This is a genomic window from Lactococcus sp. EKM203L (assembly GCF_011800585.1).
In the GTDB taxonomy this organism is placed as follows: domain Bacteria; phylum Bacillota; class Bacilli; order Lactobacillales; family Streptococcaceae; genus Lactococcus; species Lactococcus lactis.
On sequence record NZ_JAALEQ010000005.1, the window covers coordinates 13,734 to 34,764 of the forward strand.

The 21,031-nt window shown below is 33.2% G+C and carries 13 protein-coding genes, 1 pseudogene and 1 riboswitch; of the genes and pseudogenes, 1 reads left to right on the forward strand and 13 read right to left on the reverse strand.

From position 1 onward, the window contains the following. Positions 1 to 20: 20 nt before the first annotated feature. From glpK to HFD15_RS09455, 5 genes are all read right to left on the reverse strand, one after another. On the reverse strand, positions 21 to 1,517 hold the full coding sequence (gene glpK, locus HFD15_RS09435) for a glycerol kinase GlpK (protein ID WP_003131019.1): 1,497 nt from the start codon (positions 1,515 to 1,517) through the stop codon (positions 21 to 23). Positions 1,518 to 1,884: 367 nt separating this feature from the next. Further along, a complete protein-coding gene (locus HFD15_RS09440) occupies positions 1,885 to 3,351 on the reverse strand; it encodes a helix-turn-helix domain-containing protein (RefSeq protein WP_025017083.1) in 1,467 nt (488 codons plus the stop codon). Positions 3,352 to 3,620: 269 nt separating this feature from the next. Further along, a complete protein-coding gene (locus tag HFD15_RS09445; RefSeq protein WP_058208367.1) occupies positions 3,621 to 4,328 on the reverse strand; it encodes a hypothetical protein in 708 nt (235 codons plus the stop codon). Between the two features lie 329 nt (positions 4,329 to 4,657). Continuing rightward, on the reverse strand, positions 4,658 to 6,607 hold the full coding sequence (locus HFD15_RS09450) for a sodium:proton antiporter (protein ID WP_058208366.1): 1,950 nt from the start codon (positions 6,605 to 6,607) through the stop codon (positions 4,658 to 4,660). A 216-nt stretch (positions 6,608 to 6,823) separates the two neighbouring features. Beyond that, positions 6,824 to 7,726, reverse strand: coding sequence for a hypothetical protein (locus tag HFD15_RS09455; protein ID WP_058208365.1), 903 nt, complete (start codon positions 7,724 to 7,726; stop codon positions 6,824 to 6,826). 237 nt (positions 7,727 to 7,963) lie between these two features. On the opposite strand from HFD15_RS09455, the gene HFD15_RS09460 reads away from it, so the two are divergent. Then, positions 7,964 to 9,439, forward strand: a complete 1,476-nt coding sequence (locus HFD15_RS09460; protein ID WP_017864530.1) for an alpha-amylase — start codon at positions 7,964 to 7,966, stop codon at positions 9,437 to 9,439. 60 nt (positions 9,440 to 9,499) lie between these two features. Here HFD15_RS09460 and HFD15_RS09465 read toward each other — a convergent pair. The 8 genes and pseudogenes from HFD15_RS09465 to dltC form a co-directional block, all read right to left on the reverse strand. Further along, positions 9,500 to 10,600 (reverse strand): annotated as a pseudogene (locus HFD15_RS09465) (lactate oxidase). 261 nt (positions 10,601 to 10,861) lie between these two features. Next, complete coding sequence (locus tag HFD15_RS09470; RefSeq protein ID WP_017864532.1) at positions 10,862 to 11,884, reverse strand: 3-deoxy-7-phosphoheptulonate synthase; 1,023 nt, start codon at positions 11,882 to 11,884, stop codon at positions 10,862 to 10,864. A 362-nt stretch (positions 11,885 to 12,246) separates the two neighbouring features. Then, positions 12,247 to 13,098 (reverse strand): methylenetetrahydrofolate reductase [NAD(P)H], encoded by an 852-nt coding sequence (gene metF, locus HFD15_RS09475; protein ID WP_021723445.1) that lies wholly within the window; start codon positions 13,096 to 13,098, stop codon positions 12,247 to 12,249. Continuing rightward, positions 13,088 to 15,361, reverse strand: a complete 2,274-nt coding sequence (gene metE / locus HFD15_RS09480) for a 5-methyltetrahydropteroyltriglutamate--homocysteine S-methyltransferase (RefSeq protein WP_058208364.1) — start codon at positions 15,359 to 15,361, stop codon at positions 13,088 to 13,090. The genes metF and metE overlap by 11 nt, the downstream gene beginning before the upstream one ends. Positions 15,362 to 15,516: 155 nt before the next feature. Beyond that, positions 15,517 to 16,170, reverse strand: a complete 654-nt coding sequence (locus HFD15_RS09485; protein ID WP_167593604.1) for a metal-dependent transcriptional regulator — start codon at positions 16,168 to 16,170, stop codon at positions 15,517 to 15,519. 93 nt (positions 16,171 to 16,263) lie between these two features. After that, complete coding sequence (gene mgtA, locus HFD15_RS09490) at positions 16,264 to 18,996, reverse strand: magnesium-translocating P-type ATPase (RefSeq protein ID WP_081042654.1); 2,733 nt, start codon at positions 18,994 to 18,996, stop codon at positions 16,264 to 16,266. Positions 18,997 to 19,254: 258 nt separating this feature from the next. Next, a riboswitch (M-box (ykoK) riboswitch) is annotated at positions 19,255 to 19,415 on the reverse strand. A gap of 63 nt (positions 19,416 to 19,478) precedes the next feature. After that, complete coding sequence (dltD, locus tag HFD15_RS09495; RefSeq protein WP_058208362.1) at positions 19,479 to 20,765, reverse strand: D-alanyl-lipoteichoic acid biosynthesis protein DltD; 1,287 nt, start codon at positions 20,763 to 20,765, stop codon at positions 19,479 to 19,481. Continuing rightward, on the reverse strand, positions 20,755 to 20,994 hold the full coding sequence (gene dltC / locus HFD15_RS09500) for a D-alanine--poly(phosphoribitol) ligase subunit DltC (protein ID WP_003130226.1): 240 nt from the start codon (positions 20,992 to 20,994) through the stop codon (positions 20,755 to 20,757). Before dltC ends, dltD begins: the two co-directional genes overlap by 11 nt. Positions 20,995 to 21,031 lie beyond the last annotated feature (37 nt).

Here is a 21,031-nt window from a genome sequence, read left to right on the forward strand (position 1 = left end):
GATTACTGTCTGATTGATTATTATTTGAAAGCACGTGTCGCATTCACGGCTTTTTTCCAACCGGCATAGAGTTCTTCTCTACGTTCTTCTTGCATCTGAGTTTGGAAAATTTTGCCCGGTTCATAGGATTCTTTAAGCTCTTCTAAGTCTTTCCAGAAACCAACGGCAAGTCCTGCAAGGAAGGCTGCACCAAGTGCTGTCGTTTCCAAATCTCCCGCACGTTGGATTGGGATATTCAAGATATCAGCTTGGAACTGCATCAAATATTCATTGTTTGCAGCGCCACCGTCTACCTTGAGCACAGACATATCAATTCCTGTATCTTCTTTCATGGTGCTGACTACATCACGAACTTGATAAGCTATCCCTTGTAAGGTTGCTTTCACAATATCTTCTTTTGTTGTTCCACGTGTCAAGCCAAACATCGCACCACGCGCCTCTTGGTCCCAATACGGAGCACCAAGGCCGACAAAAGCTGGCACCACATAAACTTCATCTTGACTCCTAGACTGGAGTGCCACTTCTTCGGAATCACTGGCACGTTCCAACATTTTCAAACCATCACGTAACCATTGGATAGAGGACCCCGCAACAAAGATGCTTCCTTCTAAGGCGTAATAAACTTTTCCATTAATGCCATAACCAATCGTTGTAAGCATATTATTTTTCGAAATATGTGGTTTCTCACCTGTGTTCATGACGATAAACGAACCTGTACCATAGGTATTTTTAATCATTCCAGGTTCAAAGGCCATTTGACCAAATAATGCAGCTTGCTGGTCCCCTGCCATACCTGAGATTGGTACTTCAGAGCCAAAGAAATGGAAACCTTTAGTCACGCCGTAAACTTCTGAGTTGGACTTGACTTCTGGAAGCATTGAAGCTGGGATATTAAGAATTTTCAGGATTTCTTCGTCCCATTTCAACTCATGAATGTTGTAGAGCATGGTACGGCTGGCATTAGAATAGTCAGTATAGTGTGCATCACCATCTGTCAACTTCCACAAGAGCCATGTATCGATGGTTCCAAAGAGGAGCTCTCCGCGTTCTGCACGCTCTTGTGCTCCTTCGACATGGTCAAGGATCCAACGAATTTTTGTGGCTGAAAAATATGAATCGACAATAAGTCCTGTCTTTTTATGGAAGAGTTCCTCATGTCCTGCTTCTTTAAGACCATTGGCAATATCGGCAGATTGACGAGATTGCCAAACAATAGCATGATAGATTGGTTTTCCTGTTTTCTTGTCCCATATAATGGTAGTTTCACGTTGATTAGTAATACCGATACCCGCAACCTGTACAGGCTTAATCCCCGACTCGATAAAAGCCCCTGCGATAACAGACTGAACAGAGTTCCAAATTTCGTTGGCATCATGTTCCACCCAACCTTCTTTAGGAAAGTACTGTGTAAATTCCTTTTGGGAGCTGCCGATATGTTTACCATGTTTATCAAATATAATAGCTCTTGAGCTTGTTGTACCTTGGTCAATTGCCATAATGTAAGAAGTTTCTGTCATGTTGTTTCTCCTTTGTAAACGTTTTCTATGATTTATATTATAGTATTTTAAAACGAATAGAAACTTTCATTTTTTATCAAATTCAAAAAAAAATTGGCAGTCGAAAATAAACAACAGATTCGCATAGAAAAATTACTTGAATTTGGGCAGTTTGTGCTTACTAAGAAATAATGAGAGAGGGAGTCTCTACCCCAATTTAATTTTAAACTTATTTGAGTTGCTATTCTTAATTCTTCATCTATTCTGTAATAAATTCAGTGAGAAAATGCTAAATAATGGGACCGCAGTAATATATTCATAAATGTAAAATAATATTCACGTGAAAACATAAAAAAAGAGGAGAGCACCCCTCTTTCGTGTTTCATTCTTAATTCAAAATTGCTTTTTTTTGAAATTTTTCTTTTTTTAAGTTTTCAATACGCGACAATAACTCTTCAAAATCATAATCACTGGAAAACTCGGAAAGTATATAGACAAACTTTCGACTGTCATTTCTTTTACTTGAGATAAGTAGATCATAACTCTGGCTTTCTTGATAATGCTCTAATTTTATCTTTTCAACAGATCTGAGGTGATTTTTCAGATAGTGTTCCATCGGGATTTGATAGGCAGGTGTATCAGACAAATCATAAGCCACCGTCAATTGTTGAGCAGATAAGAGCTCCAGCAGCATCAAGGCATTGCGATAACCAAAGATGAGTTCTGGCAAATCCTGCTCTTTGGGTATATAACTTAAAGCAATATCTTTGAGGTTATCGAGTAAATCTTGAAAACTCTTATCGACCCAGTTTTGTTTATGTAGCATCAAATCTTCTTGAATTTTGGTAAAGAGGCTACCTTGGAAAAAGGTGAATTTATTGTTTACTTGAGCTAACTGATAACTGATGGATTTCTCCTCTTCGAAACCTAAACGATGGGGACGATAGTGGTTTAACATTCGCTCTCTTAAAGAAATATTCAAGAGAACAGTTGGAATTTTTTTACTGCGATAAATATCAAAACGGTAATAACTTTCTTTATCTAGAATGAAAAAAGATTGGAGAAAACCGTAGAAAAAAATTGTCTCACAGTTATCCTTGCTCTGATTATCATAAATATGTTGATAAAAAAGAGAATCCAATAGTTGATAGAGATGGTCATCTTGGTATATTTTCTTCATTTCTAAAGATTTAGTAATTTGGATATCTGTAAGTTTCCGCCTTCTTTCTGTGATTGCCAACCACCGATAAAGTTTATCTTTGCTACTTTCGGAAAAATTTACTTTTAATGTTTCTTCAAGTTGCCGTACAAATTCAACCTGAAATTTAGTGACTTGCAGCAAATCTGGTCGAAATTTAGGATGAAGCGAATCAAATAGCAGATAGTAAAAATAGCGAATTTGACTTTCTTCTCCGATCAATTTATTATTTTTGATTTGAATATCAAATTCCAATAAAAGTTTATTGAGTTCTTTGATTTTGCGAAACAAAGTAGATTCACTGAGTAGCAAGAGTTCTGCTAATTCAAAAATCATGTAATTTTTTTGTTCTAAAAATAAGAGAATCAGGCGATATTTGACACTATCTTGGATTAAAAAACTGATGACTTCATCTAAGGTTTGTGATTCCGACATGTTTAGAACGAGTTTATTGTTCTGACGAATAACTTCCATGGGTTTCCCAATCATCCGTCCTATATAAGATATATCCTCCAAATAACTCTGAACTGAAGGTCGAGAGAGGTTTACCCAATCACACAGTTCCTGCGCAGTTAGCTTATCATGTTTGAGGAACAACTGACGTAAAATCTTAACCTGTATTTGTTCTTTCTTTTCAAGTAAAACTTCAATATTCACAGCTGTTCCTCTTTTTCTAAATTAATATTTTTTGTAGGAGTTTTCATATTCTCATTCTATTTTATCACTCCCCTATATTTTGTTATTAAAAATTGCTCAGTATGAACATAGTAAATTGGACACTAAAAAGAATATGACCAAAAGCCTTATTCTTCTTTTAAACTTCTATATTTTGCGACTAAACTATAAAAGTGATTAGATAAACTTAGATTATAATCTGTTTATCAAACACTAAACATGTTTTATATTAATTCACGATAATATATAAACTAATATAACCAAATCCCTTTTAGTAAATATACCAATGAATCAATAAAAAAATAAATACCAATACCTAATATAAATAATGATATTATTATTCTAGTGACATTACTTAATTTTTTTCTTCGGTTATTTTTATCTAAATAACTACTTGCTATTTTAATCAATTTTTCATAGACATTAAATATTAATGATACTACTAAAGTATATAAAGGAATCTGTCCTAACAACATCCAAATTGTTAAACATAATATTGTTAATAGTATATTCCCCTCTTTTGCACTTAGTGCAACCACTGCCCAAAAAGTCGGATCTGACATAGCCCAAAACCCAAAAATAAAACCTGCAAGTGGCATACTTCTCTTTGCAAATTTCATAAATTTCGATTCTTTCTGATCATCTACTCTTTCTTTATTTCCTTTTAGTAAGGTAGATCTTATAAACCAAGCTACACATACAATGGATATCAAAAAACCGGTAAATACATAAGCCATATCTGGAATATGATTCATTATATCTATAAAATAATTCAAGCTTATACTAGTACCGTATGAAAATATTAATCCGAAAACAACCGTGGAAAGTAGAGTCATCAAAGAAAATAAATATACTTGTTTTTTCTTTGTTCCATTTGCTAGTGCAGCCATTATAAGCACTGCTCCCACTGGATCAAATCCACCGAATCCTAACAAAATTGATGATAGTATTAATTTCATCTATCATTACCTCCATGTATCAATTTCTCTAGCAACAATCTTTTAAATTTTTGTAAATTCATTAGGCATCCATTACTTGTTACAGACTGATTTTATTATTATCAATGAAATAATAAAGACACTCCAACATCATAAGCTCTTGTCCAACACAAGCATATTCTAGCAAATAGAATTGATAATTACCAGTAATCAACTGAGTTCTAATAAAGAGGGTAATGATCCTACGGCTGTTTGATGGAACATAATCGTTTATCGTTGCTATGAACCATGCGAATCAACTTTATTGGTAATATATTTAGTTACTTTAGAAAAAAGCCTCAATAGGCTTTTTATTGTTTCTGTAATTGTAAAACTTGAGCATTATTTATCTCTTTAAAAAGTTTATTACTTGTTTCTTTAGAAATTACATCAGTTTTTACCTGGTTCAATATAAATTGATATTCAAGTTGAAAAGCCTCTATGAGTAATTCGTTTGGAATAATTGTATCTTCTTGAATTTCGTTACGAATACGGTAATGTCTATTTTCCAAAATATGTTTTACTTCTTCAATATCACTAAAGTCAGTTATCTTATTTTCTAATCGCTCTTTTTCAAGAGAACTTAATTTTTCGATTGTTTGTTGATATAAACTGCTTTCTAGTCGGCTTATATCAGTTCTTATTGTCGCAAATTCTTGCATTTCTACTGAATCTACTCTTCTGCCACGTCGTCTTTTGGAGAATAATCGTCTTATTTTCTTACTAGTTGAATGTTTACTACTGTTTTCTAGATAAATTCTAAAATAGTCAATAACTTTAGATGAAAATTGTGCTTTTATAGTTGTTGTATCAAGTAATGTTTCCTGCCAACTTATTATCTCGTCCATTAATTTACTACTCTTAGTGTGGTCAGGGATTTGTAATCCTTTTTGTGATTGTAGTTGTTTGGTAAGACTACTACGAACTTTACTATCCTCAATTTCTTCTACCATATGAAGAATCGCATAATCAACCATATCGTTACGAACCTGATTTATATTATCAGTACTTTCACCTCCAAGTGCCGGTAATAATTTTGGCAGAATCAGTGTTGGTACAATAAGACTTAAAAGAATAACAATAGCGGCCATTGTAATAATAATTTCCCTATTCTCGTTGCTCAAAATACTAGTATTCAAAGGTAAAGAGAAAGCCATTGCTAATGTCATTGTTCCATGGGCTCCTGACAAAGCAAAAATTGTTGAATCACTATTACGCTCTTCTTTTACATCAGAGAAAAAGTGTTCGATTGATCTATTTCCTTTTCTATTAGTCCAAAATTTTCTTATGAATAACATAAGTAAATAAACTAAAACGCTTATCAAAAATAGAACAATTGATTCTTTCCAACCAAGTGATTTAAAAATGTCCCAAATTCCAAATAGACTTACACCCAAGAGAATGAAAACAAAGTTATTCAGAATATCGCTTAAAATCTCCCAGATTGTATTATTCGTTAATTGAACATTTGTTGAAGTCAGTTTGAGCATATCTCCTTCAAAATTATGAATTAACCCAGCAGCAACTACAGCTAAAACACCGGAAGTTCCAAAATGTTCTGCTAACAAATAAATAAAGAAGGGGGTCAGAATTGAAATAGGAATTATGGTAGCTTCTGGCCGAGTTGCTCTGAGATTGATTGCCGTCCTAATTCGTACCAGTAGAGCACCGACAACTAAACCAATTATAATTCCACCAATTGAGACAAATATAAAGCGACCAAGTCCTTCCCAAATACTGAAATGCCCACTCTCTAAAACAGATAATCCTAAGCTCAGTAAAACTAACCCTGTTGCATCATTAAATAAAGATTCAAATTCAACTGCTTCATTAACCCCTTCGGGCATTTTCTTTCCAGAAATTATTGATTTTACAGCAACTGCATCTGTTGGCGTTACAATTGCTGCAAAACAGATAGCTAAAGAGAAAATCCAACTACCCATTATATTATTCGTAAGCACTGCTACTAAAAGTACAGTCACCACTGCTAAAGTAATTGATAGAAAAAATATTCCTCTGAAATTTTTCCGTACTTTTTTTAATGAAGTTTTACTTCCCTCATAAAACATTAATGGAGCAATGATTAACATCATAAAAAACTCTGGCTCCAATTCAAAATTTTGAAATTCTGGTAGGAAACTCAAAATAAGGCCCACACCAATCAAGATAAAAGTTTCTGAAATTTGTGGAAAAAACTCTTTGATTATATTTGCCCCGATAACACCAATCATCATCACAGCAATAAAACTAATAGCTGACATAATACACCATTTCCTAATTTTTATACTCTTACAGTATAACATGTTCAAGATTGGGTTTCCAAGACTAGTATTAAAATTTATGAAATATACAAGACGATTTGTCATTTTCATAGTATATAAAAGTTATTTAGATTATTAATATAATGATAAAAAGACATCTATTTTGACGTCTTTTTATTTATTTTGATTTGGTCATTAGTAATTTTGCTGAACATTTTAACCATCCAGTAAACTATCACGATATTCAATATTCAGTAATTCTTTTTCAGGAAATAAGAATCTGTCAAACCAGTTTTTGCTTTCAAAAAAATTGATTTTATCATGTTCTAGCGGATGATAGTCTTTTTCCAAAAAATTAGATAAGTTCTCTATTGAGTCCTCTCCTAAAATAAAAATATTATCAGGATGATAAAATAGGTAATGCTTGATGGCTTTATTTGTTGTAACTAATTTTTTCTTAAAGAAAATAGCCTCCATTGTTCTCAAGGTCAAACCTGTCTGGTTTTCTTGCATAATTTCAAGAATACCATTACTATTAATTAAGAACTCTAAAAATTTTGGATAGGGTAAATATCCTTTATTTTTAAAACCTTTTTCTCCATTAATGATATAAAGTAATATTGAAATATCTAAACTGGCACATTTATCTAAAATAACATGCGCAAGTTGAGTTCTTCCTTTATCATTTCCTCCAAAAAACAAATCATAATCTGGTATTTGAAGAGGTAAATTTATACAAGGAGTATAAAAAGTAGAATTATGATAGAGCCCATATTTTTTTGCTTCAATAGGGTCAAAACTATAGTAGGAATCAATTACTCCTATTTCTCTAGAGGTGTGTAGCAAATCAATATATTTTTGAGTCAAATGATTCCAAAAAAATAGAATCATCTTTGCCTCGGTAAAATCCTTTATAATATTAGGATAGTTAGCTTTAAAACCAGAATCTAAAAATATAATAAGCTGATAACGGGCAAGCCGATGCTTTCCCAAATCACTTTTTATAAAATGGACTAATCGGCGTCCTGAAATTACATCAATATTATTTAAGGAATCGAAAAAATAAAGATGTGCATTTTTAGCTACTAAGAGTATTTTGCTGTAAGAAATTTCTTTCATGTTCTAACTCCTTTCAATTCAGTATAAATTCATTGTATGACTAAATTTCAGAATATTCAAAAATATCGTCTTACAAAAAATACATTCACCAATGATGATAGTATTATATTTTTGAATATTCTAATTAATTCTAAAACATTCTGCTGTCCTTCAGATTCCTTTTTGTGTATACTAATTATTAATAGCGCTAGTTTTTAGAAAAGAATTGTATCAATTTGAAAAAGGAGAAATGATTTTATGAAAACAATCCTTCAAGCTTTTGAATGGTATTTACCCTCAGATTCTCAGCACTGGAATAATATAAAAGAGAATATTCCTGACTTAGGAAAGTTAGGATTTTCAGGATTGTGGTTACCTCCAGCTTCCAAGGCAGCTTCTGGAGTTGAAGATGTTGGCTATGGGACCTATGATTTATTCGACTTAGGGGAATTTGATCAAAAAGGGACAATTCCTACAAAATATGGGACTAAAGATGAATATCTTGATTTAATTAATACACTACACCACAACAATATTGAAGTGTATGCGGATATCGTTTTTAATCACATGATGGGTGCTGATGAAACAGAAACTATTGAAGCTGATATTAAAGCAGAAGATAATCATCTTCATAACATCGAAAATAATAAAACTGTTGAAGTTTGGACCAAATTTACATTTCCAGGAAGACAAGGAAAATACGACAATTATATATGGACCTGGCACAACTTTACGGGAATTGATTATGATGAAAGGAAAAATCAAGAAGAAATTCTTGAATTTGAAGGACATGAATGGGATGAGAATGTAGATTCAGAGAATAATAATTTTGATTATTTAATGGGGGCTGATCTTGATTTTAGTGTTTCGGAAACGGTAGAACAACTTGAAAAATGGGGACATTGGTTTTCAGAAATGACAAAAATTGATGGTTTTCGATTAGATGCAATTAAACATATTGATTTCAAATATTTTGATAAATGGCTTGAGCAGAGAGCAAAGCAATTGGATAAAAAACTTTTTATTGTTGGCGAGTACTGGTCTGATGATCTTGGCAAATTAGAGTATTATCTAGAACAATCCGGTGATAGAATACAATTATTTGATGTACCACTACATTTTAATATGAAAGAAGCCTCTTCAACCAATGGAGAATTTGATATGCGTACTCTTTTTGATCACACACTCACTGCCAGCCAGCCAGAACTCTCGGTCACTTTTGTTGATAACCATGATACTCAAGAAGGACAGGCTCTTCAATCTTGGATTCCAGCTTGGTTTAAAGAGCACGCTTATAGCTTAATTTTACTTCGCAAAAAAGGAACTCCTACTGTCTTTTGGGGAGATTTATATGGAATACCCTCACATAATGTTAATCCTGTAGGTGATAACTTAAGAACTATGATAGCATTACGTAAGGACTCTGAGTTTTTAAGGGAAAAAGATTATTTTGATCATCCTGATATTATTGGATGGACAAATATTTTAAAAATAGATAATAAGGAATATGGATTATCATGTATTTTAACTAATAAAAATGGTGGCTCAAAATATATGATAATTGATAAGGCGTATGCAGGTAAAGTTTATATAGATTTATTTGGAAGACACGAAATACCTATTACGCTGGATCAAAATGGTGGAGCTGAATTTTATGTCAATGATGGAAGTGTTTCGGTTTGGGTAGATAAGGAAATTGTTTCAAAAATTGATCAAATGAACTTTCAAAACTAACTATTTTATCAAATAGGATAAAAAAAGTACCTCTAATAAGGTACTTTTTTATTTGAACTATTAGTCAATCAATGAGGTATGTTTGATTTCTTCAATATTTTTTGTTCCAGCAAGTTGCATAGTAATACTTAGCTCTTTGTTTAAGTGTTCAAAAACAGATTGAACACCTTTGGCTCCCCCTAAATTCAAACCATAAAGAACTGGACGACCTACCGCAACAACATCTGCTCCTTGTGCTAAAGCTTTGAAGACATGTTCCCCACGTCTAATTCCACTATCAAAAACAATAGGAACTCGATGATTAACACTTTTGGCGATGAGGGGTAGGACATCAATTGAAGCAGGTCCTCCATCTAATTGTCGTCCCCCATGATTTGAAACCCAGATACCGTCTGCCCCAGCGTTAATGGCATCATCTGCATCAATAGGAGATTGAACCCCCTTAACAATTACAGGAAGATTAGTTATTTTTTTAATTTTTTGAATATCTTCTAAAACAAGACCTTGTTTTGCTGCTGCATAGATTTCGCTGATTCCCTTGCCCGTTCCATCACTTTCTGAAAAAGCAGCTAGATTTGGCATTGGTAAAGGAAATTGGAAATGATTGACAATGTCTTCTTCTCTATAGCCACCTAATGTTGAATCAGCGGTTAAAATAATCGCCTTAACTCCAGCTGATACAGCTTTTTTCAAAAGAAATTCATTAAATTTGTCATCTTTACTCATGTATAATTGGAAAAATTGCGGTGCACCTGGTGCTGCTTTTGCGGCGTCTTCCACTGATGTACTTCCGTAAGTACTAATTGAAAAGATTTAGCCAACTTCAGCCATCGCTTTAGCAGTTGCAACTTCTCCTTCTTCATGAGCAAGGCCTTGGGCGGCAACTGGCGCTTGGATAATTGGTGTTTTTAGTTTTATACCAAAGAGTGAGGTACTTAAATCCGCAGAATCAATTCCTCTTAATACTCGAGGCATAATTTGTTTTTTGTTAAATGCTGATGTATTTTCATTCAGTGTCCACTCATCTTCAGAGCCACCACGAATATAGCCAAAGGCACCTTTATTTCCCGCAGCCTCCATACTTTGTTTCACTTTACCTTCAAGTGATTTAACATTTACAATTTCTAACGCTTTGTTTTCAGTACTAGTTTTATAAGTCATCTTAGTTCTCCTATTTTTTAAAGTTTACATCTGTAGATGATAAACACATTATACATCTTATTTTTAAAAAATACACAAATGAAAGATTTATTTTTTTATAAACTAAAACTTATATAAAAAGATAAATTAAAAAAGTAGCAAAACTACGCTTTTATATTATTATTTTAAAAGGTGGTACGATATAGAAAAATTTATTTTCTATTTGAACAGAATATGAAAATATTCTATTAAGTTTCTCACTCATCCCTTCTCATTTTACAATCACGAATTATAAATTTCATTAATAAGTTCTTCTGTTTTATCCCAACCCAAACATGGGTCAGTGATTGATTTTCCAAATACTTCTGGTTTGTCTTGACGACCGTCTTCAAGATATGATTCAATCATAAATCCTCTAACATATTTATGAATTTGTTCATCCCAATTACGATTGACTAATGTTTGACGAACAATTCTTATTTGTTCCATATACTTCTTCCCAGAGTTATCATGATTAGTATCAATAACAATAAATGGATTTTGTAAGCCCATTTTTTCGTATATTTCGATACTTTCAAGAAGATTATCTGTATAGTAATTTGGATGGTTTTTACCATTTTCATCTTGTCCACCACGAAGGATGGCATGAGCTAATGGATTTCCTGATGTTTCTACTTCAGCATTCCCAAATAGAAAATCTTGAGATTGTTGGGCTGCATACATTCCATTAAACATAACTTTTAAATTTCCTGATGTCGGGTTTTTCATTCCTGTTGGGGCATCTATTCCTGAGGCAACAAAGCGATGTTGTTGATTTTCAACTGAGCGAGCGCCAACTGCATAGTAACTTACTAAGTCATCAACTAATGGTAGATTTTCTGGGTATAGCATCTCATCTGCTGTAGTCAGACCAGTTTCAGTAATTACTTTATAGTGAAGGTCACGAACCATTTTTATCCCATTGATAAGGTCTGTATGTCCATCTGCATCAGGTTCATGAATGAGACCTTTATAGCCATCTCCGTTTGTCCGCGGTTTTGCAGTATAAACACGCATTACAATAAAAATTTTATCTTCTACTTCTTTTTGAAGTTTTGACAATCTGTGAGCATATTCTAGAACTGCAGCTTCATTATCTGATGAGCAGGGGCCAATGACTAAGAGAATTCTATCGTCTTCACCCTTAATTATCGCTTCAAGTTCCTTATCACGTTTTTCTTTCTTTTCTCGTTGCTCATCATTTAAATGATTTAGCTCTTTTACATCTTTAATGTTAATTTTGTTACTGAGTTCTTTAAAAGTCATCTTTTACCTTTTTTCTATAGTTTTTTAGTAAAAATACTTAATAATATTTTACTTGCAATAAATTTTTTCTATTTTACTTTTTATGTGCCTCCTTTATAATAAAAAAGACGTCCCAGGGGACGTCTTCTTTATCCCCTAGATGATTAACGAACATCAAAGAGGACCCACATTTTATTAGCCAAAAACTAATGTGGATCATTCATAAAGAAAAAATAAAATTTTTTAAAGTTGTTAATCATTTTGGAACCTCGATATTTAATATTATTAGTTAGTATAATTAAAATTTTTTGATTTGTCAATTATTTATCTATTTTTTCTTAATTTTATTTCAAAATTTCTTTTTACATAACTTTTATTATGTATCAAACGGTAAATAAAGAAGAAATTGAAGCATGGATGGAGTGTGCTGTATTTGCATTATTCATCGTATAGAGGTGAATTCCAGCAACATCCTCTGTTACTAAATCAACGATTTGATCGATGGCGTAAGCAATTCCAGCATCCCTTAAAGCGATAGGGTTATGTTCATATTTTTCGAGTATTCTAATAAATTTTGCTGGTAATGGCGTATTACAATTTTTTAATAAACGAAGAATTTGATTTCGATTGATTACTGGCATTATTCCAGCGAATATTGGAGTATTAATCTCAGCAATTGCACACCGTTCTTGAAAATCATAAAAACTATCATTATCAAAAAATAGTTGCGTGATTAATCTGTCACAACCAGCATCTACTTTTTCTTTCAGATAATGAAAATCACTCACTCGATTTACTGATTCGGGATGAATATCGGGGTAGCAAGCACCTAAAACTTCAAAACTATCATCATAATCTTTGATAAATTTAACCAAATCACTTGCAAATCTAAAATCATCTTTCATCGGTTCATCGCTGATATCACCTCTTAAAGCAAGAATTTTTTTGATTTGTTTATCTTTTAACCGTTCCAAAATTTCGATCACTTGAGCTTTATCTAAATAAGCGGCAGGTAAATGAGCAACCGCTGGAATATCTAGTGTATTGTTTACATAATCAGCAAACTTTATAGTTGTATCTCCAATATTATCATAATTATTGTTACTACAAGTTACACTGATAAAATCTGGCGAGAGAGTTCTTAGGCTATCCAAGGTCTTTACCAAGTTGGTACTTCCAATTTGAGTTGTAGATGGAAAAACTTCAAAAGAAAGAATTTTGGAATTACTTGTCATATTCAACCTTTTCCTTTCTTAACACCCTAGTTGCCTCAACTAAGTGTCTTAAACTAGGAATGGTTTCGGCATTACCACGTGTTTTAAGACCACAATCAGGATTTACCCAAACTTGTTCAATTGGTAATTTGGCCAATATTTTTTCTAATTGATTTTGTATTTCTTTTACGCTAGGTATTCGTGGAGAATGAATATCATAGACTCCAGGTCCAACCAAAGTTTTAAAATGGTGAGCTTTCAATGCATCGATAATTGATAGCTCACTTCTACTTGCTTCAAAAGAAATTACATCAGCATCCATTGCGTCAATTGATGGAATAATATCTTCAAATTCAGAATAACACATATGCGTGTGAATTTGCGTTTCCGGTTTTACTTTAGAGTGAACTAAACGAAAGGCAGGGATTGCCCAATCTAGATATTCTTTATACCAATCACTTTTGCGAAGTGGTAACTTTTCTCTCAAAGCTGCCTCATCAATTTGAATAATCTTAATGCCAGCTTTTTCTAAGTCAAGAACTTCTTCTTGAACAGCTAATGCCAATTGCAAAGTACTTGCTTTTAATGAAATATCTTCTCGCGGAAAAGACCAATTTAGAATCGTTACAGGACCTGTCAGCATTCCTTTTACTGGTTTAGATGTTTGAGATTGAGCATAGGCTGACCAACGGACGGTCATCGCTTCTGGTCTAGTGACATCAGCCCACACGATTGGAGGTTTGACACAACGTGTTCCATAAGATTGAACCCATGCTTTTTGAGTAAAAACATAACCTTCTAACATTTCTCCAAAATACTCTACCATGTCATTTCGTTCAAATTCACCATGGACTAAAACGTCTAATCCAATATCTTCTTGGAGTTTAAGACATTCTTTTATTTTTTCTTCTAAGAATGTGTCATAATCTGCTTGGCTTAATTCTCCTCGCTTATTTTGTAGCCGAACTTTTCTCACTTCTGCCGTTTGAGGAAATGAACCGATGGTTGTGGTTGGTAAAAGCGGTAAATTAAGCGATTGAGATTGACTTGCTCGTCTTTCGACTAGTGACGGTTGTCTAGTAAAGTCTTTTTCTGTTAAATGATCAAGTTTTTGCTTAAGTTTAGAATTTTCACGAACTCTTTCATTTTCAAAAAGTTCGACATTCTTCTTCAAAAAAGAAGTGTTTTTATTAAAATAAATATCGGAAATTTCATCAATTTCATTTAATTTTTCTGTGGCAAATGAAAAGTGTTTAAGGATTTCTTTTGATAATTTAGTTTCGCTTTTAACTGTTACTGGAACGTGTTGTAAAGAGCAGCTTGTATTAATTACGATATCTACTACTTCATCTAAAGAGGCCAGTAGCTCAAGTGTCTTTTGATAATTATTACGCCAAATATTCTTTCCATTTACTAATCCTGCAAAAAGTATTTTCTCTTTGGGAAAACCGTATTTTTGAATAAGAGCTAAAGAATCTCTTCCTTCTATAAAATCAAGACCAATACCATCAAAATCAAGCTTTATTATTTCTTTATAGCTATCACGAACATCTCCAAAATATGTTTGAAGAAGTATCTTAAGGTTGTTTTTACTCTTAAGTAGTTCTTCATAAATACTCACAAATAATTTTTTTTCTTCTTCAGTTTGGTCTAAAACAAGTGCTGGTTCTTCAATCTGTAACCATTCTACTCCTAGTTGATTAAGTTCTTTTAGTAGTGTTTGAAAAGCTACAATAACATCAGATAATACTGTATCTTTCGTGGCTCCTGACTTGTAATCTGCTAAAACTAAAAATGTATATGGGCCAATAATTGTTGGTCTGGTTTCAAACCCAGCAGATTTTGCTTCCTTATATTCATTTAATAATTTTGAAAAATTTGCTTTAATAATCGTATCTTTGTTAATTTCTGGAACTAAATAATGATAGTTTGTATTAAACCATTTTTTCATTGGTCTTGCTTTTACGTCATTTTGTTCATCTTGGAAACCACGCGCTAATGCAAATAAAGTATCTAGTTCATTTAATTCTAAATTTTTATAAGACTCTGGAATTACACCAAGAGCAATTGATAAATCTAAGGTTTGGTCATAGAAAGAAAAGTCATTGGAAATAGGTGAGTCAATTCCAGCTTCTTTTTGACTTTTCCAATTTTCCAACCGAATTTCTTTGGCTACTGTTTGTAATTCTTCTTCTGTAATTTCTTTACGAAAATATTTTTCAAGAGCAAATTTTAATTCACGGTTTGAACCGATACGTGGGAAAGCAATAATTGATTTTTTCATAGTCATAGTCTCCAATTTTTAATAGGTCTATCTTATCAAATTTAATAAAACTTTAATAATACATTTTTAATATGATGACCTATAGTTTAAAACTATATGAAAACTCAAAAATAAAAAGTCCAAATAAATTTCTTGGACTTTTAGTGTATCTTATCTTATCTTCTATGCATGAGATGAATTTTAGATTGTAAAAATGGTGGGATTACAATTGTACTTTCTCGATCTTCTTTAATAATTATTGATTTATCTTCTAATTTATCGATTACTTTAATAAGATGTGGAAGAGAAATTTCTAATTTTTTGAAAAAGTTTTTTCCTTCTTCTTCTATAGTAGTAACGTGGTAAGTCTGATCAACTTGTGCTTCATCAAGTGTGAGTTCCACTTCATTTTTCAGCCAAAATGATTCTGTAGGAATTTCTGAGCCGTGAGGGTCAGTTGCTGGATAGCCCATCAGGACATACAGAGATTCAATCAACCTTGGTGATGAAGCATGTTCTAAATTTTCGGCTTCATCGTGCACTTCCTCCATTGTATATCCAACCTTCTCAAAAAGAAAAGTTTCCCAGACCCTATGACTTTTTAAAATAAATCTCGCTTCGTGATTTCCTAAGTCTGTAAGTGATACCCCATAATAAGGTTTATGAATAACAAGTTCTTTTTTGGCTAATCGTTTAATCATTTCAGTGGCGCTTGGTGATGATACTGATAATTTTTGAGCAATGGCATTAATACTAACAGATCCATTATTTTCATTTTTTAGGCTATATATTGCCTTTAGATAGTCTTGTTCATTTTTTGATGTTTTCATTTTTTTACCTTACTTTTCTTGATTTAATTATAGCATAGACTATACCAAAGTAAAATAAAAGTGGGATAAATTATCACCACTTTTATTTTTTATTTAAAGTAATTCACCGTATTTTGAAACAAATATTTTTTTAAATATGGTGACAAGCATCATATACATCACTACTGTTAAAATTAGCCATGGGAAAAAGTTAATTGGTAAAGCCATTAAACCAATTGAATCTCCAAAGCTTGTGAATGGAATGATTGTGAGTCCAATGATTCCCATGAAAGTTAAGATTGTTAATGGAGCCGAAGCACGACTTTGTAAAAATGGAATTTTAGGAGTACGAATCATATGGATAACCAAGGTTTGAGTCCACATTGATTCAACAAACCAGCCAGTATGGAAGAGCGCGATAAATCCAATATATGCTGTACTTCCAGGAACAAGAGAGCTAAATGGTCCAAATGTTGCTGGACAAATCACAAAGAACATTAGGAGATAAGTTGTAATATCGAATACGGAACTTGTTGGGCCAATCCACAACATGAATTTACTTACAGAACTTGCATCCCATTTTCTTGGAACAACCAAATATTCTTCATCGACATTATCCCAAGGAATAGCGGTACAAGAGAAATCATAGATTAAATTAAGTAAGAGAATATGAATAGATAACATTGGAATAAATGGTAAAAATGCACTAGCGATTAGAACTGAGAACATATTACCAAAATTAGAGCTTGCTGTCATTTTTATATACTTAATCATGTTAGCATAGGTTTTTCTTCCTTCAATAATTCCTTTTTCAAGAACCATTAAATCTTTTTCTAACAAAATTACATCAGCTGACTCTTTGGCAATATCTACAGCACTATCTACTGAAATTCCAACGTCAGATGATTTCATTGCTGCTGCGTCATTAATACCATCTCCCATATAGCCGACACTATTGCCTGAATTTCTAAGTGTTGTTACTATTCTGGCTTTTTGTTGAGGTGATAACTTAGCAAAAACAGAAGCTTCCTTGGCAACCTTTGCCAATTCATTATCATCTAATTGGTCGATATCAGAACCTAAAATAGTTTTATCAACTGGAAGTCCTACTTGTTTGCAAACTGAACGAGTAACTTTATCGTTATCACCAGTCAAGATTTTAACTGATACCCCATATTTATTGAGTGCTTTGATTGCTTTTGCTGTAGATTCTTTGGGTGGATCAAGAAAGGCAAGATAACCCATTAACACCATTTCAGATTCATCTTGAACCGAGAATGTATCTACTGGTGAAGGATTTGTTTTTTGAGCGACTAAAATCACGCGCATTCCTTCTTCGTTAAGTTCATCAACTTTTTTCAGAATGTATGCTCTGAGTTCAGGAGTTAAATGAACAACATTTCCCTTATCTTCGACTAAAGTACAGATGTCTAACATTTCTTCAGCCGCACCTTTAGTAATCATTTGCGTTTTTGAAGTCGCTCCATTAGTATTGCTTTTTACTACAACACTCATCCGACGTCTTTCAAAATCAAAAGGAATTTCATCAACTTTTGTATATTTACTACTTAGACCACCCAGTTCAGGATTTTTATCTTGCTTGGCTTCGGCTCCTTCGATAATTGCCAAATCCATTAAATTCTTTAAACCAGTTTGGTAGTAACTATTCAAAAATCCATGTCTTAATACTCGAATATTTTCTTGCCCATGAATATCTAAATGACGCATTAATACTACTTTATCTTGTGTTAATGTTCCAGTTTTATCAGTGCAGAGAATATTCATTGAACCTAGATTTTGAATAGAATTTAGGTTCTTGATGATTGTTTTTTCTTTTGACATTGTGACTGCACCTTTTGCTAGGCAAGTTGTCACAATCATTGGTAACATTTCTGGTGTTAAACCAACAGCAACTGCTAAAGCAAATAGTGCAGCTTCCATCCAATCACCTTTAGTGAAACCATTGATCAATAAGACAAATGGAACCATAACTAACATAAAGCGAATAAGGACCCATGAAACTGAGTTAACGCCTTTTTCAAAAGTTGTTTTAGTTGAGTCTTCGGTTACACTTTTTGCCATTTCACCAAAAATGGTCGCATCTCCAGTTGCAATTACAACTCCATAAGCACTACCAGAAATGACATTTGAACCCATGAAGGCTAGGTTTACTGACTCTGTGATTGAATCATCTTTTTCATCAGTAGCTAAATCTAGTTTTTCTACTGGTTCGCTTTCACCAGTTAAAGAGGCTTGGCTGATAAATAAGTCTTTTGCTTGAATAATCCTAAGGTCTGCTGGAACCATGTCTCCAGCTGATAGATGGATAATATCGCCTACGAGAACTTCTTCAATAGGAATCTCTTGACTTCCTGATTCTAATCTATGAACGTTTGTCGTCGTCGTAATCATTTTTAAGAGATTCTCAGCAGCATTTCCACTTCTAGTCTCTTGAACGAAACGCAGAATTCCTGAGATTAAAACCATTGTAGTAATGATAATGAGTCCTTGGGGATTTTTCTCACCAGGAGCTGCTAAGATAATATCCGTAAAAGCTGAAACTAATGCTAAGACAAACAATATAATGGTAAAAGGATTGATGAACGCTTGATAAAGCCGTTTAATAAGTGAAGTTTTTTTACCACGCGTAATCGTATTATCTCCATATTGTTCACGAGAGATTTCTACTTGTTCTTCACTTAATCCTTTATTTGATGTTTTAAATTTTTGAAATAGCTCCTCTTTTGTAGAAGTTTTTGCAAATTCTAATCTTACATTTATTTCATTGTTATCTACAAATGTTGTAGCTCTTTTTGTGTTTTCGAGTGTTTTTCTAATTTTTTTCATTGGTCTGTACCTCATATTCTATAATATTTTTGCGTGTACAGTCCCAAACGTTAGGCACTTTAAAGAAGGTGATAAAAACGGAAAGCTGCTCTTATCACGTTAATTATCTGCGGCCTATCAGGCTCGGGACTATTAATGGTCTGGGATTCCATTTCCGTTTTTCACCTCCTTTTTTAAATACAAAAAACCTTGCCTACAAAACTTGAACGTAGGCAAGGGAATAATTCCAAAAAAGATATCACTATTATAGAGCGAATCAGTTACAAGCTATCGTTCAAGCTTTAGCTCCGCAGGGCGATGTTGTTGCACTATTTCACGCCTTGTTTTTCGACGTGAACTGTTGGCCCTCTCATCGTGTCTCCACGACTCTGCGGCAGCAACCCGTATCCCTGCGGTAGCCTCACCTACCGACGGCTATGCTTATGGCATAACCAAAACAATTATAACTGTTCTTTCTATTTTTGTCAATCTTTTTTTATTATTTAATTTATGATAGACTCTGTTGCACCATTCATTGCCCAATCTTTTGATAAAAATAACGAATTATCAATATGATATTTGACCTTACTTGGTGTCTTCATGAATTTTTCAATTGCTTTGTCTGTAGCCAACCAACCTTTAGTACCAAAGTGGACAGTGTCACCAGAGGCATAAGGCGTGTTATACATATCTGTTAAGTCAGCAATTTGATAAAAGCCTTGACTGCGCAATTGTGTTTTAATTTTAGAGCTGAAATTTTCGAGTGTTGCTTTTGATACTCCAGTGTAAGATGACCATGAGCCATTTACTGGTTGAATAACAAATAAAACATCATTATTATTTTTGGCAAACACATTTAAGAGCTGTTGGAAATCCTGATACTCTGGGCTTTCTAAATAGGTAACATGCTTTTTAAAATTTTCAAGATGTTTGTATTTGGATTTTATTTTCTTATCCCAAACTTTATTATTGATTTGGAAAGGATTGTTATTTGAACTATCTTTTCCTTGATCAACTGCCAATTTTTCTAAGTTTTCAGAGGTTGGATCATTGGGTAATTCTTTAGCAAACTTATTAATTTTTGGTGTAAGTCCAAGAGGTTGTGCTGTGAATTGTGAAACACTTGAGAAGAGTAAATCTTCTTTTCGCCAAAATTGAAGATTGGTCGCCACAGTCATTTTTTGTAGAGTGGTCAGTGGTTTTTTATCTGCTAGACGTTCTAGAGAATTATAAATCGTCTCTTCAGATTTAAGCGATCTAAATCTTAATAAATGTTTTGCAAGTTGGGTGGTGGTATTTTCTTTAGGATCTGCTTCTTTTAACCAACCGTAAATCTCACCTTTGGATACAAAGTTTTTCAATTCACTTTCAACAATTCCTTGTTTTGAAAACCATTGTGGACTAATGACAAAAACAATTTTACGATTTTTTAACTCATTTGCCACAGAGTTCATGTAGAAAAAGTGGGTTAAAGTAGTTGTTCCTGGTTGTCCTACTAAGAATGGCGTAAAACCAGAATTGTATTTTTTGAAATAGGCACTTGGGTGAAAAGAATCCACATGTTCCATTTCTGATGAACCAAGAACTGGTAAAAACTCGGGGTCTGAATAGGCTTGTTTTTTAATTGAATAGCCTGTAAAGCTTGGAGTATTTAGTGGTGATTGAGCAAATTTAATAAGTTGGTCTTTTGAGTATTTCATACCAACATTTATTGGGAGAAATATCAGTAAGCCAACAAGGGCTAAAGCTGCAATTAATGGGCCAATGGCTCTAAAAATTTTAATTTTCATCCTTTTTTTCCTGAACGCGTGCTGCTATTTTATTTGCTGTATTCCAATCTTCACGGTCCATTTCTGATGGTGGAAGACTGATATCAAAAGCGCCTTCTAATTCAACAATGAGCATGATGGCTCTCATTGAATCAAGAATTCCTTCTTCAAATAAATCCATGTCTAAGTCTTCACGGAATTCGTCTGTGCCTGATACGGTTTCGATAATATCAAAAATTTGTTCTTTCATTTTGTTTCTCCTAATGTTTTTTTATGATATGCCTAAC

What these genes read in the sequence shown, in the direction of transcription:
- mgtA (WP_081042654.1), bottom strand. Translation starts at nt 18,996, where the DNA reads ATGAAAAAAATTAGAAAAACACTCGAAAACACAAAAAGAGCTACAACA.
- metF (WP_021723445.1), bottom strand. Translation starts at nt 13,098, where the DNA reads ATGACAAGTAATTCCAAAATTCTTTCTTTTGAAGTTTTTCCATCTACA.
- dltC (WP_003130226.1), bottom strand. Translation starts at nt 20,994, where the DNA reads ATGAAAGAACAAATTTTTGATATTATCGAAACCGTATCAGGCACAGAC.
- HFD15_RS09470 (WP_017864532.1), bottom strand. Translation starts at nt 11,884, where the DNA reads ATGACTTTTAAAGAACTCAGTAACAAAATTAACATTAAAGATGTAAAA.
- metE (WP_058208364.1), bottom strand. Translation starts at nt 15,361, where the DNA reads ATGAAAAAATCAATTATTGCTTTCCCACGTATCGGTTCAAACCGTGAA.
- glpK (WP_003131019.1), bottom strand. Translation starts at nt 1,517, where the DNA reads ATGACAGAAACTTCTTACATTATGGCAATTGACCAAGGTACAACAAGC.
- dltD (WP_058208362.1), bottom strand. Translation starts at nt 20,765, where the DNA reads ATGAAAATTAAAATTTTTAGAGCCATTGGCCCATTAATTGCAGCTTTA.
- HFD15_RS09460 (WP_017864530.1), top strand. Translation starts at nt 7,964, where the DNA reads ATGAAAACAATCCTTCAAGCTTTTGAATGGTATTTACCCTCAGATTCT.
- HFD15_RS09485 (WP_167593604.1), bottom strand. Translation starts at nt 16,170, where the DNA reads ATGAAAACATCAAAAAATGAACAAGACTATCTAAAGGCAATATATAGC.
- HFD15_RS09450 (WP_058208366.1), bottom strand. Translation starts at nt 6,607, where the DNA reads ATGTCAGCTATTAGTTTTATTGCTGTGATGATGATTGGTGTTATCGGG.
- HFD15_RS09445 (WP_058208367.1), bottom strand. Translation starts at nt 4,328, where the DNA reads ATGAAATTAATACTATCATCAATTTTGTTAGGATTCGGTGGATTTGAT.
- HFD15_RS09455 (WP_058208365.1), bottom strand. Translation starts at nt 7,726, where the DNA reads ATGAAAGAAATTTCTTACAGCAAAATACTCTTAGTAGCTAAAAATGCA.